Annotated in this window: 15 protein-coding genes and 1 pseudogene; 3 read left to right on the top strand and 13 right to left on the bottom strand. The window is 35.5% G+C overall.

The features are described 5' to 3' along the window. Window positions 1-17: 17 nt before the first annotated feature. The 8 genes from IRZ78_RS18985 to IRZ78_RS19020 all read right to left on the bottom strand — a co-directional run bounded on the left by IRZ78_RS18985 (window position 18) and on the right by IRZ78_RS19020 (window position 8,318). Window positions 18-1,376, bottom strand: a complete 1,359-nt coding sequence (locus IRZ78_RS18985) for a rhodanese-related sulfurtransferase (protein WP_194618017.1) — start codon at window positions 1,374-1,376, stop codon at window positions 18-20. Between the two features lie 217 nt (window positions 1,377-1,593). Further along, window positions 1,594-2,004: a BrxA/BrxB family bacilliredoxin gene (locus IRZ78_RS18990; protein WP_026982321.1), complete on the bottom strand. Its 411-nt coding sequence runs from the start codon at window positions 2,002-2,004 to the stop codon at window positions 1,594-1,596. A gap of 236 nt (window positions 2,005-2,240) precedes the next feature. Continuing rightward, a complete protein-coding gene (locus IRZ78_RS18995) occupies window positions 2,241-3,416 on the bottom strand; it encodes a lycopene cyclase family protein (protein WP_194618018.1) in 1,176 nt (391 codons plus the stop codon). 18 nt (window positions 3,417-3,434) lie between these two features. After that, on the bottom strand, window positions 3,435-3,896 hold the full coding sequence (locus IRZ78_RS19000; protein WP_194618019.1) for a thioredoxin family protein: 462 nt from the start codon (window positions 3,894-3,896) through the stop codon (window positions 3,435-3,437). A gap of 49 nt (window positions 3,897-3,945) precedes the next feature. Further along, window positions 3,946-4,131, bottom strand: a complete 186-nt coding sequence (locus tag IRZ78_RS19005; protein WP_194618020.1) for a hypothetical protein — start codon at window positions 4,129-4,131, stop codon at window positions 3,946-3,948. A gap of 7 nt (window positions 4,132-4,138) precedes the next feature. Then, window positions 4,139-6,400, bottom strand: a complete 2,262-nt coding sequence (locus tag IRZ78_RS19010; protein WP_194618021.1) for a TonB-dependent receptor — start codon at window positions 6,398-6,400, stop codon at window positions 4,139-4,141. Window positions 6,401-7,043: 643 nt separating this feature from the next. Then, complete coding sequence (locus IRZ78_RS19015; RefSeq protein WP_194618022.1) at window positions 7,044-7,955, bottom strand: NAD(P)/FAD-dependent oxidoreductase; 912 nt, start codon at window positions 7,953-7,955, stop codon at window positions 7,044-7,046. Window positions 7,956-7,964: 9 nt separating this feature from the next. After that, window positions 7,965-8,318, bottom strand: a complete 354-nt coding sequence (locus IRZ78_RS19020) for a MerC domain-containing protein (RefSeq protein WP_194618023.1) — start codon at window positions 8,316-8,318, stop codon at window positions 7,965-7,967. 93 nt (window positions 8,319-8,411) lie between these two features. Here IRZ78_RS19020 and IRZ78_RS19025 point away from each other — a divergent pair, with 93 nt between their 5' ends. The 3 genes from IRZ78_RS19025 (at window position 8,412) to IRZ78_RS19035 (ending at window position 11,487) form a co-directional block, all read left to right on the top strand. Further along, on the top strand, window positions 8,412-8,804 hold the full coding sequence (locus IRZ78_RS19025; protein ID WP_194618024.1) for a transcriptional repressor: 393 nt from the start codon (window positions 8,412-8,414) through the stop codon (window positions 8,802-8,804). A gap of 74 nt (window positions 8,805-8,878) precedes the next feature. Beyond that, window positions 8,879-10,750: an Nramp family divalent metal transporter gene (locus IRZ78_RS19030; RefSeq protein ID WP_194618025.1), complete on the top strand. Its 1,872-nt coding sequence runs from the start codon at window positions 8,879-8,881 to the stop codon at window positions 10,748-10,750. A gap of 83 nt (window positions 10,751-10,833) precedes the next feature. Next, the gene (locus tag IRZ78_RS19035; protein WP_194618026.1) at window positions 10,834-11,487 is read left to right on the top strand and encodes a metal-dependent transcriptional regulator; all 654 of its coding nucleotides are present in this window, start codon (window positions 10,834-10,836) and stop codon (window positions 11,485-11,487) included. A gap of 115 nt (window positions 11,488-11,602) precedes the next feature. Here IRZ78_RS19035 and IRZ78_RS19040 read toward each other — a convergent pair whose 3' ends face one another. From IRZ78_RS19040 to IRZ78_RS19060, 5 genes and pseudogenes are all read right to left on the bottom strand, one after another. After that, window positions 11,603-12,004: a hypothetical protein gene (locus IRZ78_RS19040; RefSeq protein WP_194618027.1), complete on the bottom strand. Its 402-nt coding sequence runs from the start codon at window positions 12,002-12,004 to the stop codon at window positions 11,603-11,605. A 164-nt stretch (window positions 12,005-12,168) separates the two neighbouring features. After that, window positions 12,169-12,951 carry an enoyl-CoA hydratase-related protein gene (locus IRZ78_RS19045; RefSeq protein ID WP_194618028.1) on the bottom strand — a complete coding sequence of 261 codons (783 nt, stop codon included), beginning with the start codon at window positions 12,949-12,951 and terminating at the stop codon, window positions 12,169-12,171. A gap of 10 nt (window positions 12,952-12,961) precedes the next feature. Then, window positions 12,962-14,377 (bottom strand): ATP-binding protein, encoded by a 1,416-nt coding sequence (locus IRZ78_RS19050; RefSeq protein WP_194618032.1) that lies wholly within the window; start codon window positions 14,375-14,377, stop codon window positions 12,962-12,964. Between the two features lie 124 nt (window positions 14,378-14,501). Continuing rightward, window positions 14,502-15,050 carry a CopD family protein gene (locus tag IRZ78_RS19055; RefSeq protein WP_194618029.1) on the bottom strand — a complete coding sequence of 183 codons (549 nt, stop codon included), beginning with the start codon at window positions 15,048-15,050 and terminating at the stop codon, window positions 14,502-14,504. Between the two features lie 36 nt (window positions 15,051-15,086). Continuing rightward, window positions 15,087-15,213: pseudogene (locus tag IRZ78_RS19060) on the bottom strand (ferrochelatase); the annotation flags it as partial.

Consider the following 15,213-nt stretch of genomic DNA (forward strand, 5'->3'; position numbering starts at 1 on the left):
TTAGCATAAAATTTCTGCTAATTTACAATTTTATACAATTTATCTGACAAACGAATACGGAATGGAACTTCAAAAGTAATCCGATCTCCAATTTTAGCAGTAGTGGCTTCTGCTTCGTTGACGATCATTTTTTCTAAAATCAATTCCTGATTACCTGTAGTAGGTCCGGAAATTAAGATTGTATCACCCCAATTTAATTCGTGGTTTTCGATAGTAAAAAGACCAACTTGTGCTTTTACATAATAATGCTCTGCTTTTCCAAGAAGTACTTTCTTTACTTTTATTTTCTGACGAATATCTACTGTTTTTTCTGTAGTACATAAAGCAGTATTTGGCAATTCGCCTGAATGTTTGAATTTCAAACTATCTGATTTTCCTTTTCTGAAAACCTTGTTTCCAACTTGTTTTCCGGTTCTTAAACGAACCTGGTCAACAAGAGGCATGTGTATAACCTCAAGACATTCTGTAGAACAACAGTTTTCCATTGCAGCCTTACATTCATCACACTGAATAAACAACAAATGACATCCGTCATTTTCGCAATTAGTGTGATTGTCACAAGGTTTTCCGCATTGGTGACATTGCGAAATAATATCATCGGTGATTCTTTCGCCAAGACGATTATCAAATACAAAGTTTTTTCCGATGAACTTGCTTTCCAATCCTTCAGCTTCAATTTGTTTGGCGTAATTAATGATTCCGCCTTCTAATTGAAAAACATTTTTAAAGCCCTGATGCTTAAAATAAGCACTTGCTTTTTCGCAACGAATTCCTCCGGTACAATACATCACCAGATTTTTATCTTCTTTATGGTTCTGAAGCTGATCGTTGATGATTGGCAAACTTTCTCTAAACGTTTCAACGTCTGGAGTAATAGCACCTTTAAAATGCCCTACTTCACTTTCGTAGTGATTTCTAAAATCAACAACAATAGTATTGGGATCATCAAGGATTTCGTTGAATTCTTTGGCTTTCAAATGAACTCCTATATCAGTAACATCAAAAGTTTCATCGTTCAAACCGTCGGCAACGATTTTATCACGCACTTTAATCGTCAATTTTAAAAACGAATGGTCATCGTGTTCTACCGCTTCATTCAAACGTATACCTTTCATGAAATCATACACTTCCAGAGTAGCTCTAAAAGCCTCCAAATTTTCTTCAGGAATACTCATCTGAGCATTTATTCCTTCGTTGGCAACATAGATTCGGCCTAAAGCATCAAGTGCGTTCCAGGCTAAGAATAAATCATCTCGAAATTTTTTGGGATCTTGAATTTTGGCATACGCATAGAAAGACAACGTTAGTCGTTGTTTACCGGCATCATCAATCATGATGGCTCTTTCTTCTGCGCTTAAAGTGTTGTACAGTTGCATGCTATAAACTAATTTAAGTTGAGAAATTATTTTTTGAAGGTGCAAAAGTACGAAAAAGGTTCAAAGTAACAAAGGTACAAAGCGACAAAGGTTCTGCGTTGCTGAGTTTCTAAAGTGTGAAGGGTTAAGAATATATTTTTTAAAAACAAAAAAGCACTATATTTCTATAGTGCTTTAAAATCTTTGTACAACTGTACCTTTGCCTCTTTGAACCTAATTAGCAGAATTCGTTAAACGCATCTTGCAAGTTCTCAGCAATTAATTCTGCTGGGCGACCTTCGATGTGGTGACGCTCTAACATGTGAACCAATTCTCCGTTTTTGAACAAAGCCATAGATGGCGATGATGGAGGAAAAGGGAACATATGTTGTCTTGCAGCATCTACAGCTTCTTTGTCAACACCTGCAAAAACAGTAATTAAGTGATCTGGTTTTTTAGCTCCTTCTAAACTCATTTTCGCTCCTGGACGTGCATTTCTTGCAGCACAACCACAAACAGAGTTTACAACAACTAAAGTGGTACCTTCAGCTTTGATAGCGTTATCTACAGCATCAGCACTATGTAAATCTTGAAAACCTGCAGCAGTCAATTCAGCTTGCATTGGTTTTACCATTTCTTCTGGATACATATCTCTTTATTTTTAAATTTTACTTTTGATCTGCAAAGTTACAAAGTTTACTCGCAACTAGTTAATTTCAGGTATAAAGTTTTGTTATAGTTCGATTGATATTTTACTGTTTTAAAAATGGCCCACAGATTTGGCGGATTTAGGCTGATAACGCAGGTTTTTATTTGAATTTTATACTGATAAAAGTCAAGAGTAGATTTGTTATAATTGGCAGAATCTGCGTAAAGTAAACTTTTTTATTTGAATATTACCCGAAACAAAGCCTTGATAAATGGCATTTTAGGGCATTTTAAAATAACTTTAAAATCCTCTCCTAAACTGGTTTCTTCATCCAGAAACTTAAATATCAAAGCGGGATTTCCTTTTTTGAACATGGATGAAAAAATAGTACTTCCCAATTCGTTATGGCGATAAAGTATGTCTAATAATAACAAATCATAAAACCAGAATCTATTTTTCTTGTAAAACGTCGACATCTTTAGCGATCCGAAAGCTTTGGAAGAAGGATTTAGAAACGCTACCAATTCAGATGATTTTTTATCCGAATTTCTAAAGGTATAACCTGTGCTGGCTTTTGTCCATCCGCCAGCAGTTCCGATATTCAACACTCTTTTGGTGTTCTTTTTCCAAAAAGGAAAACACGTCATTGGAATACTTCCCTGCTCCTTTTCGATAATTTTATATTGATCTCCTCCCAGATTTCTCAGGTAGATTTGAATCTCTTTTTCGTATTCTTCTTTGGGAAGAAGATTTTCAGAAAACAAAGTATACTCCACTAAAGCTTCGGTTTTAGAAATCGGCAAGACATACATAAAACGTGTATTCCCTCTTTGTTCTACCGAAAAATCCATAAAAGTAGTCTGGTCAGGATTGAAGATTTCAGTTTCATTTTTTACAAACCAACCTACAAAGTGCTGTTGAAGAACCGGATATTTGGTCTGACTTAAAGCAAAAGCTTTGGTATAAACACTGTTGAACAAATAATCACAAGTATATCGATTGGCTTCTGTCCCGACAAAAACATGGGTTTCGAGTTCGTTGATATCGGTTACTTTTTCATTTAGAAAAGTAATATTTTGATGTTTCGAAAGTTCCTCAAAAACAAAATCATAAAAATCTAATCCCCAAATTTGATTGTATTGATAAGGATTAAGGTCTAAATCACGCCTGAAATCTTCATTGGCAAACAAGGCTGAATCCCATTTTTTTGAGATGACAGAATTCCAAAGCGTTTCCTCTCTTGCCCAAAAGCACCAGGTTCTGTCATTTGTTTTTTTCGCATCTTCATCTAACAACAAAATAGATTGACCAGAAAATTTCCCCGTTAATGCCATTTTATAAACGGTCATCAAAGCAGATAAACCTGTTCCGGTAAAGATGTAATTGAAGTGTGGAATTTGTGAAGAAGCCATTTTCAAAAATAAGAAATTTTATTCTTTCAATTTTTCTAAAAGCAGTTTAAAATCCTTTGGGTTAAGATAGTTATTGTATTGTAAGATAATCTCTCGTTTTTCATTCAGAACACACAAAACCGGATATACAATTTGGTTATTCATGGTTCCCAACTGCAAAGCCAGCTCATGAACACCGACATTATTTCCCGATGGTTTGTATTTAAAAGTTTTATTATTAAAGCTAATATCTCGTTTTTCCTCTGCATTCAAATCAATAAAATAGAAATCGGAATTCAGTTTTTGAATGATTTCCTGATTTTTAAATGTCGTATTTTTCATTCTTTGACAAAACTGACACCAATCAGTATGAATAAAAACGATTATTTTCTTGTTTTCAATGTGCTGCAAACTGTCTACTTCCTCAAAAGATCTGCTTTTAAGTTGACAGAATCCTGTTGAAGTAAATGCTAAAAAGATGATTAGAAATAGCTTTTTCATTTGTTTTGTTTTTTGCCACAGATTGAAAGGATTAAAAAGGATTTTTTCTTTAATACTTAGGAGAAAGTTTGCCACGAATTGCACTAATTTCCACTAATTCAATTCCTGGCAAAACTATTTTAGTTGTTTTCTTTCTACCAAACAAAAAATCAGCTAAAACCTGTTTAATCTGTCTCATCCGTGTGCCATTTAAGTAAGTCAAATAAATCATTTTAATCCTTTCAATCTGTGGCATTAATAACTTATTTCAAAGTATATCTCAATCCAAAAAAACCTCGAATTGTTTGGTTTTGTCCGTAAACATAAGTGGTATCAAAAGTCAAACCGTAAGGATTATCCGGCGTAACCAGAACTTTTCCGGCCGCATCGTATTGCACATTTTTATCGAAAGGATCATTGGTTCTCGAAATCAAAAATGGATTATTTCGTTTTGGTGTAAAGTTCAAAAGGTTTTTTACTCCGCCATATAGCTCAAAATTCTTCCAGCAAGTAAAAGTAAACTGAATATTCTGAATACTATACCAAGGCGAGTTTGGATCTCTAGGATCTAAATCGCTCAACAAAGGCAACTTCATCGGGCTGTACACATTTCCGGTATAATCCAGTAACAAATTCCAAGGTTCTATTTTGTATGAAACACTCCAGGTTGCGGTGAAATTCTCGGTTAAAAAAGGTCTTTCCGAAATTCCGTCCTGAACATTTTTATTATCTAAAACCGTTGCACCAAGAATAAACTTTAATCCGTTTGTAAAATTCAAATCAACATTGGTGCTGATTCCCTGGCTTATTGCATATCCATTAATGTTATCATAAATAATTTTATTAGGATCAGTTTCGTAATCAGATATGATTTTATTGCTGAAACGAGTATAAAAGGCCGTTGTTTCAATCCCAATAAAAGTCCCGTTTGCAAAGTTTATTTTCTGAATATAATTCAGGTTTGCATTTACAGATCTTTCCGGTTTCAAATCACTTTTTATCACCACATCTCTGGATCCGGTAAGTGCTGCATGATCTTCGGTAAATAAATTTACAACGCGAAATCCGGTTCCGGCATTCAAACGGAAAATGGTATTTTCATTCGCTTTCCATCGATATGCCACTCTGGGTGTATAAATCGAACCGTGAATCGAGTTGTAATCGTAACGCATTCCTAACAAAACCTGGCTTTTTGGAGAAAGTGTAATTTCATCCTGAACAAAAATTCCCGGCAACCACGTACTTTCAGCTTCTTTTGTGGCGGTTGTATTATCATCGTAATACGAATATCGGGTAGCAATTCCGGCGAGAAAATCATTTCGGCCTATCTTTTTATCCCAGGTTAGTTGCAGAAAACCTATTTTCTGATTGGCGATATAAGATGTTGTGCCGTAGCGGCTGTCTTGGTAATGCACATTTCCGGAGAATGAAAGCATCAATTTTTCTTCGAATGGCAATTGGTAACTTCCTATCAACTCTCCCCTTTTGGTATAAATACTTTCTCCGTAAATTTCATCACCACCGCGGTATTTCTTTTCCCAACGCACGTCTCCACCCCAGCGATCTTCGTACATTCCGCGGGCTGCGATCGAAAACAAACGGTTATTTTCTCTTTGAAAGTTCCACTTATTAAAAACCGAAATTCTTTGCGAAAGTGTCACATCCGTAAAACCGTCTTTGTCTTTATCGACAATCTGATTGTAATCGAAGTAATTGATTCCTAAAAGTGTCGTTGATTTTTTGGTTGGATTGAATTTCATTCCCAAATCGACATTGGTTTCTAAATACGAAGTCGTGAAAACATCTGCAGAAAACAAAGGCGCGTTCGTTGGATTTTTAGTAATAATGTTGATTAAACCACCCACAGCTTCACTTCCGTATAAGGAAGAAGCAGGACCTTTTACAATTTCAATTCTTTCGACCAAAGAATTCGGAATTCCGGATAAACCATAAACTGTCGAAAGACTGCTCACAATTGGCATTCCGTCAATTAGAACCAAAGTATATGGACCTTCTAGTCCGTTAATATGAATATCGCCCGTGTTACAAACACCGCAATTAAGCTGTGGCCGAACGCCATTGATGTTTTGAAGTGCTTCGTAAATACTTGGAGTTGGATTCTTCTTGAAAAAAACCGGTGAATAAACCTCAACCGGCACAGCACTTTCTAATCGTTTCACGGCTTTTAAGGTTCCCGAAACCACCACTTCGTTCAGTTGATTTTCGTTATCGGTTAATTCAAAATCATAAGATTGAATGGAATCTTTGATAACTTCTATTTTCTTCTTCACAGTCTGAAAACCTACTTGAGAAATCTGAATAGTATAATTTCCAATGGCAACATTTTCTAATTTATAATACCCTAAACTATCTGTAACTGTTTTGTGTTTTGTTCCTGTTAACTGAACATTCACCAACTGTAATTTATGGCCTTCGCCGGAGATAAATCCAGAAATAGTAGAAGTTTGCTGTGCGAACGAAATCTGCAAACCAAATAAAAGCAATACCAAAAATAGTTTTTTCATTGTTATAAAATTAAATTTAGACAAAACTAAAAATTAAATTTGATAAATAATGTTTCTAAAGCAAAAAACTTTTAAATGTGTTTTAATTCAATACTTTGGCATTGTTTTCAACACATAGAAACAAAGGTTTTAAAGTTTCTTTTTTAAGGAAATAAAAAGAAAGCTCTTTTTCTAAAACATAGCCCGAATATGCGAATTGATACAAAAGTGAAACGCCTTTTTTAAGCGCTACAACTATGTTTCTATGTGTTTAAGGAAAACATCATGAAATATAAACAGAACCGAAAAAAGACTTTAACCAAATCTATACAATTTGGCTAAAGCCTTTTTTCAATTCAAATCTTTATTCCCCTAGGTGAAGCTAGGCGCTATACAAACAGAATTTTATAGATCCCATTATAAAACATAACCAAACGGTGTAAACCAATAAAAAATGGAACATCTTTTTTGTGCCTTTAGGCACTAAATATTGGTAGAAATATGAATTGGAATAAATTAAAGCGTGCCGTAGGTACGCAACAAAACGATAGTTGTTGTGTACCTACGGCACGCCAAACAAATCTCGAACTAATAACTACCAATATTTAGTACCTAAAGGCACATTTCAATCTTTGACTCACGTAACTATATATCCTTCAAAGAGCTAAACAAATTCTTCATCGATAATTTCTTTATTGATCATTGCTCCTGCAAAAGATCCAGAAGAAACCGCCAACGCAACAGATCTTGCCTGAATATGACAATCGCCACTCGCAAAAACGCCCTGAATGGTCGTTTTCTGAAAAGCATCTACTTTCAATAAACCATTTTCAGTCAATTCGCAGCCTAAAGCTTCCGGCAAAGGACAATGCTGTTCAAAAGGAGCTTTGTAATAAATGGCTTTGATCTCTATTTTAGATTGATTTTTAAAGATAATCTGCTGAACATTTCCGTTTTGATGTTCCAAAGACTCGATTTCATCCTCGATAATTTTGACGTTATGTTGCTGCAACAATTGAGTTTGCTGTTTTGTTAGAGTTGATTTTCCGTTCGTTAATAACCATAAGTCTTTGGTCCAGTTCGAAATCATTTTAGAAAATTCAAAACCCATATCACCATTAGCGACGATTGCAGTTTTCTCTTTTTTCACTTCATAACCGTGACAATACGGACAATGCAAAACCGAAATCCCCCAGCATTCATAAAAACCAGGAATCTGTGGCAGTAAATCTTTTACACCTGTTGCGAACAATACTTTTTTAGAAGTAAAGATTTTTCCGGACTGAGTTTCGATTTCAAATCCAGATTCTGTTTTAATTGCGTTGATTGCAAGTCCGTTATAGAATTTTACCGTATCGTAAAAGTCTACCTGGGTTTTGGCTTTCACCGAAATTACAGCGGGTTTTTCACCATCATGTGTGATGAAATTGTGCGAATGTGGCGTTTGTCTGTTGCAAGGAAAGCCACTGTCGATAACTAAAACGTCTCGCAAAGAACGGCCCAAACTCATTGCAGCCGAAAGTCCGCTATAACTACCACCGATAATGATAACATCATATGTATTATTTTCTATCATAGTTGTGATTTAATGATTGTTATTTTTATGCATTTTATAATTTAATAGATGGCCGATGATCATTCCGACACCTCCAATAAAAATCAGATCGAGATGAATATCCAGAAAAAGCTCCGCCAGAACACTGATCCAGATTAGCGCCATAGAAATAATAAGTATTGAAGAGATTAAAAGACTGGATTTATTTATAATTTTGATAATTGCAAATAATCCCAGTGTCGCAAAAATCAAATCTATAACTGGATTATGACTGATGCCTAAAGGCAAAATCGTTAAGAGCGGAAAAACCAGGCAATGAACCAAACAAATGGTTGCACTTGAAATTCCTAAAATATCGTAAAAAGGTGTGGTGGATTTCTTCATTTTCAGTACATTTGCTTAATGCAATTTTGTTGCAAATATATCAATTTATTTTAATTGCAACATTGTTGCGATAATATTTTTAATTTCATAAAAATGAAAACAACAAGAAATACAGCAGCAAAGACGGCCGTTTTAGAGATTTTTGGTAAATCTAAAACTGCGCTGTCTCATGCCGAAATTCAAAAACAAACCGGAGATTTATGCGATCGCGTTACGATTTATAGAATTTTAGAGCGATTGGTAAATGACGATATTATACACAAAATTGTAAATCTTGACGGAACGGTTAAATATGCAAAATGTCATCATCATGCCCAACGCGTACACATTCATAACCATGCTCATTTTAGCTGTGAAAAATGTCTGGAAATAACTTGTCTTGAAAATGTAAAGCCGAGTTATATTATTCCGCACAATTACAAAGTCAATGATATAAACTTTACATTGTCAGGATTATGTCCGAATTGCTTAAATTCTAACATTTAAGATTTAGACTAGCCTAAAAATTTTGTTGCACGAATATAATTTTTGTATATATTTGTTCAAACAACATTTTTACAATGGGTAAATCTTTAGAAGAAGTTCACCAATCGGTCGCAACACAGCATAAAAAAACAGGTTTCAGAAAAATATTAGCCTTTTTAGGCCCGGCATATTTAGTAAGTGTAGGATACATGGATCCGGGAAACTGGGCAACAGATATTGCCGGCGGTAGTCAATTTGGGTATTCCCTACTTTGGGTTTTGTTAATGAGTAACTTAATGGCTTTGTTGCTTCAAAGCTTAAGTGCCCGACTCGGAATCGTTACGCAACGCGATTTAGCACAGGCTTCAAGAGAAACATATTCGAAATTCATCAACTATATTTTATACTTTCTGGCCGAAATTGCCATTGCGGCTTGTGATCTTGCCGAAGTATTAGGAATGGCGATTGGTATCAACCTTCTTTTTGATATTCCGCTCATAGAAGGTGTTTTGATCACGGTTTTAGATACTTTTTTATTACTATTCTTAATCAATAAAGGAATCCGAAAAATGGAGGCCTTTATTATTGTACTAGTTGCCATCATTGGTTTCTCTTTCATTTTCGAAATGATTTTTGCCGAACCGGAACTGGACAAAGTTTTTTACGGACTTATTCCGTCAATGCCTAATTCAGCTGCTTTGTATATCGCTATCGGAATTATTGGAGCAACGGTAATGCCTCACAACTTATATTTACATTCTTCTTTAGTTCAAACCCGTAAATTCGACCGAACTCCTGCAGGAATCAAACAGGCTTTGAAATATAATCTTATCGATTCTACAATCGCTTTAAACCTTGCCTTCTTTGTCAATGCTGCGATTTTAATTTTGGCTGCAGCCACATTTTACAAAAACGGAATGTTTGAAGTTGCCGAGATTCAGGATGCACATCAGTTTCTCGAACCTTTGTTAGGAACTAAATGGGCTCCTATTTTATTTGCCGTTGCTTTGATCGCCGCGGGACAAAGCTCAACCGTAACGGGAACTTTGGCCGGACAAATCGTAATGGAAGGATATTTGAATTTAAGGATTCAGCCTTGGGTAAGACGCATTATAACACGTTTGATTGCCATTGTCCCTGCCGTTGTTGTGATCTTAATTTACGGAGACAGTGTAACCGGAAAATTACTGATTTTGAGTCAGGTGATTTTAAGTTTGCAATTAGGGTTTGCAATTATCCCGCTGATTCATTTTGTGAGTGATAAATCTAAAATGAAAGGTTTTCATATTTCAAGAACCACTCAAATTGCCGCCTGGATTATTGCTTTGATTATTGTTTCGCTAAATGCAAAATTAGTTTACGACGAAATTACTTCATGGCTTGAAAACTCAGATTATCCCGTAATTCTATGGTTAACGGTTGTTCCGCTTGCCTTTGCATTCCTTGCTTTGCTATTGTATATTATTGCAAAACCGTTTATTGCAAAAGCAAAATCGAATATCGAGAATCATTCACCTCATCATTTAAAATTAGTTTATACGCCAAAAGAAAGTTACGGCAAGAAAAATATAGCGATTTCTGTAGACTTTTCCAAAGCCGATGAAGCTGCACTTAACAATGCCTTTGAACTGGGCGGAATCGATGCGCAATACACCTTAATTCATATTGTAGAAACCGTTGGTGCTTTAATGTACGGCGGTCATGTTGACGATCACGAAACAACTATAGACGAAAAATTATTATTAGAATATAAAGAGATGCTTTCGCAGAAGGGCTTCAGGATCGAAACAGAACTTGGTTTCGGAAAACCTAACACCGTGATTCCGAAGATTATTAATGCAGGAAGTTTTGATATTTTAGTAATGGGAACCCACGGCCACACTGGATTAAAAGATATTTTATTTGGTACAACAGTAGACAAATTGAGACATAAAATTTCAATACCTTTGTTGATTGTTAAAAGATAGGCTCAAAGTGACAGAACGACAAAGACACAAAGATTTAAAACCTTTGAGCCTCTGAACCTTTGCCCCCTCAAAAAATAAAAAAAATGACTTTCTCAGAAGAAAATTATCTAAAATCGATATATCATCTTACTACTTCTAATGATTCAGAAGTAAGCACGAACGCTATTGCGGAAATGATGGAGACTAAAGCTTCATCGGTTACGGATATGCTTAAAAAGCTTTCTGAAAAGGATTTGGTAAATTATAAAAAATACCAGGGTGTTTCTTTGACGGAAAACGGAAAATTAGCGGCTAAAATGATCGTGAGAAAACATCGCCTTTGGGAAGTGTTTTTGGTTGAAAAACTGAATTTTTCCTGGGATGAGGTTCATGATATTGCAGAACAACTGGAACACATTAAATCCGAACAATTGATTAATCGTCTGGATGATTTTCTGGGAAATCCTACTGAAGATCCGCATGGTGACCCGATTCCGGATGCGAATGGAAGAATTGTTAAGATCGAGAAACATTTACTTTCTGAATTAACAGAAAACCAAACCGGAGTTTGCGTGGGCGTAAAAGATACTTCTTCTGAATTTTTACAATATCTGGACAAGCAAGGAATTGCTTTGGGTTCTCAAATTGAACTTTTATCTAAAGAATCTTTTGATTTATCTGTTAAGATTAAGATTGATGGTCGCGAATTGTCTATATCGAATAAAATTGCTTCTAATTTATTTGTGAAGCTAGTTTAAAAGGGTTATTTCGCGGAGAATTGCACGAAGGTTCACGAAGTTTTTATAAAGTTCCGGAGCAACGAACCATTTTGTAGCAACGGATTTTAATCCGTTGACCACAAAGTTTTAAATTTTAAACAATTCCCTTCTCGATCATTTCTAACATTACCGGAGACGCATTCTTGAATGTTGGCTCTTGCTCGATAATGCTTCCTGCGTTCTTTTTGTTTACTTTAAACGTCACATCATTATCTGTTGTAAATAAAAGCGCTGTCAAAAACGGATTTTTGATGTAGGTTCCCAAAACCAATAAAGCTTCATCTAAAGTATGTGTACTTTCGATTTCTTCAGTTTTATAACGGGTTGTTAATGCTATTGAATAGGTATTATCTTCGTTTATCGCCAAACGGAAATAGATGTTTTTGATCTCGGTATCACCGATGGTTTTTGCCAGAGTTAGTTTGGCAAAAGTTCCGGCTTTGATGCTTTCTTTGACGCGTTCGCAAAAAAGGGCAAATATTGGTATGTAGGACATGGATATTTGTATTGAGTTATTTAACCGCAAAAGTAGTCTTTTACCGTTGTGTAATTTTACCACAGAGTTGCACAAAGATTTCACAGAGATTCACAAAGAAAATTTAAGGCAAAGCTCTGTGTAGCTTTGCGTAAATACTTTGTGCAACTCTGTGCTATAAAACTTTACTTCCCTGTAAATTCAGCTTTACGTTTTTCTAAGAATGCCGTTGTTCCTTCTTTAAAATCCTGAGTTCCGAAGCATTTTCCGAATGATTTTATTTCGGTTTCGAAACCGTCTTTACCGTCTTTATAATTGGCATTGATTGCTTTTATCGCTTTGCTAATGGCAAAAGGAGCGTTTTTAATGATTTTTTGGGCAATTACTTTGGTAAAATCCAACAACTCGACTTGCGGCACTACGTGATTTACCAAACCGTATTGTTTAGCTTCTTCGGCAGAAATCATGGCTGCGGTCATGATCATTTCCATTGCGCGTCCTTTACCTACTAATTGTGGCAAACGCTGTGTTCCGCCGTAACCTGGAATTAATCCTAAAGTTACTTCCGGCAATCCCATTTTGGCATTATCTGAAGCTACTCTAAAATGACATGCCATTGCTAATTCTAATCCTCCACCAAGAGCAAAACCGTTTACGGCAGCAATTACGGGTTTCTTTAGGTTTTCGATATAGTCAAATAATGATTCTTGTCCTTCGGCGGCTAATTGCGCGCCTTCAATAATGGTATAATTGGCAAATTCTGAGATATCGGCTCCGGCAACGAATGCTTTTTCGCCAAATCCTGTTAGTATAATTACTCGGACATCATCGTTTTTACCTAATAATTTAATGGCTTTACTCAAGTCACTGATAGTCGCTTTGTTTAAAGCATTTAACTTTGTAGGTCGATTAATGGTTACGGTCGCAATTTTGTCTTCAATCGAGATTAAAAGATTTTCGTAGTTCATGACGGTTAGTTTATGAGTTTGTAATGGGCAAAGAAACCCTAAAAGTGGTTCCTTTTCCGTATGTTGATTCAAAGGTAATTGTTCCTTTGTAATTTTCTATGATGTTTTTTATAATTCCGAGACCAAGTCCCATTCCGCTGGTTTTAGTGGTAAACTTTGGTTCGAAAATTCGGCCTGTATCTTGTTTCTGGATTCCTATTCCGTTGTCTTTTACGGCAATTTCTACATTATTATCTCTACGTTTTACCGTAACCACAATAGATTTATGAAACTGACTTTCCGGAATGGCCTGAGTTGCGTTTTTAACGAGATTGGTAATCACACGGATCAACTGTGTACGATCCATTTTTGAGATGATTTCCTCTTCTTCGCTTTCAAACACAATATAATCCTCATTGAAGATATCTAATGCTAATTCGACCACTTCAACCACATTTAAGGTTTCGTTTTGCTGTGCGGGCATTGAGGCAAAATTCGAAAATGCCGAAGCTACCGCTGTCATCGTATCGATTTGCTGAATTAAAGTTTCGGAATAATCGTTTAGTTTTTGCTTTACGTCAGGCGCTGTTGGATCAAACTTCCGTTGAAAACTCTGCACCGTCAAGCGCATTGGTGTAAGCGGATTTTTAATTTCGTGCGCCACCTGTTTTGCCATTTCGCGCCAGGCTTCTTCACGTTCGCTTTGGGCTAGTTTTATGGCACTGGTTTCAAGTTTATCGACCATTCCATTATAAGCCTTTATCAGGAAGTTTACTTCTTTGCTATTGGCTTCTAATACGATCTTTTCGTTTTTCTGATCTAAATTGGTTTCTTCTAAACGATCTGAAATGGTTTTTAGTGATTTTGTAATATAAGTTGAAAGGAAATACGCCAAAGCAAAAGCTACCACCAACATAAACGAATAGACCTGACTTAAACGAATCAGAAAGGTATTCAATTCGTTATCATAATAACCGTCGTCTTCTAAATAAGGAAGATTTAAAATTCCAAGTGGTTTGAATTTTTCGTCTTTGATTAAACTGTAGGAGGATCGGTTTTTAACTCCATCTATAGTTTTAATATCTACAAATCTCTTTTCGATTGAGGAGCGCACTAATTTCAGGATGTATTCCGGAATTGGCGGTGCTACTTTATCAACCGCAAAAGATTCTTTTGATGATTTTAGTAATTTCCCGTCAAGGCTGTAAATATTGATTTCGATTTTGTGAATCTGGGCCAGTTCGTGGATTTTATCTTTAAAAATAAGATCCAGATTTCCGGTTTTTAAAGGATAAGTTGTCGTCGATAAAACATAATTGATATGTTCTTTTACCGCATTTTCTTTACGTTCGAGGCGTTCCTGATGGTATTCTTTGGCTTCGTTTTTAAACTGAATAATCGAAATGGAAGCTAATAAAAATGATGCCACAACAATCAATACAATCATCGAAAGGAAAATCCTGACACGCAATGAAAGCATCGACATTTTGAAGTTGTTTAGCATATATTTTTAGTATTCAGTCTCAGTATTCAGTCTCAGTCTCAGCATAACTGAAAACTGAGACTGAAAACTATTTTTTTTCTCTAATTCTTTTATAAAATCGGAAACCAAGCATTATTAAAACCGAGAATACAATGATTCCTATAACGCCGAAAATCCAGTTGATGGCACTTTTTAAAATTACTAAAAAAACCACCGCAAAAAGTATAATCGTGGCGCCTTCATTCCATAAGCGCATAAAATTGTTGGAATATTTTACCTCATCGTTTTGCAATTGCTTGAAAATTTGATGGCATTTTAAATGATACAAATACAATAAGAACACGAAAGCCAGCTTTACATGCATCCACGGCATTTTAAGCCAGGCTTGTCCTAATTCTGTAAAAAACAACATCCAAAAAGCAAAAATACTAGCCAAAATTGCTGATGGCCACGTAATAATGTACCACAACCGGTAGGTCATTATTTTGTATTGCGCTTGTAAAATTTCCTTTTCAGGCGAAGGTTTTTCATTGGCTTCGATTTGGTACACAAATAAACGCACAATATAAAACAATCCGGCAAACCAGGTGATTACAAAAATAAGATGTAATGATTTTAAGTAGTTATAGTATTCCATTATAAAGTCTTTTTTCTTTACTCTTTATTCTATTTTCTATTTAGCCGCCCAATCATTAATCCAGTTCCCAACTGTTTCACACCATTCGTCATCGTCATTCAAACATGGGATTGCTAAAAACTCTTTACCTCCATTGGCTTCAAAATCTTCTTTGGCGCGCATA

Origin of the sequence: Flavobacterium sp. CSZ, assembly GCF_015350725.1 — a bacterium.
Taxonomy (GTDB): Bacteria; Bacteroidota; Bacteroidia; order Flavobacteriales; family Flavobacteriaceae; genus Flavobacterium.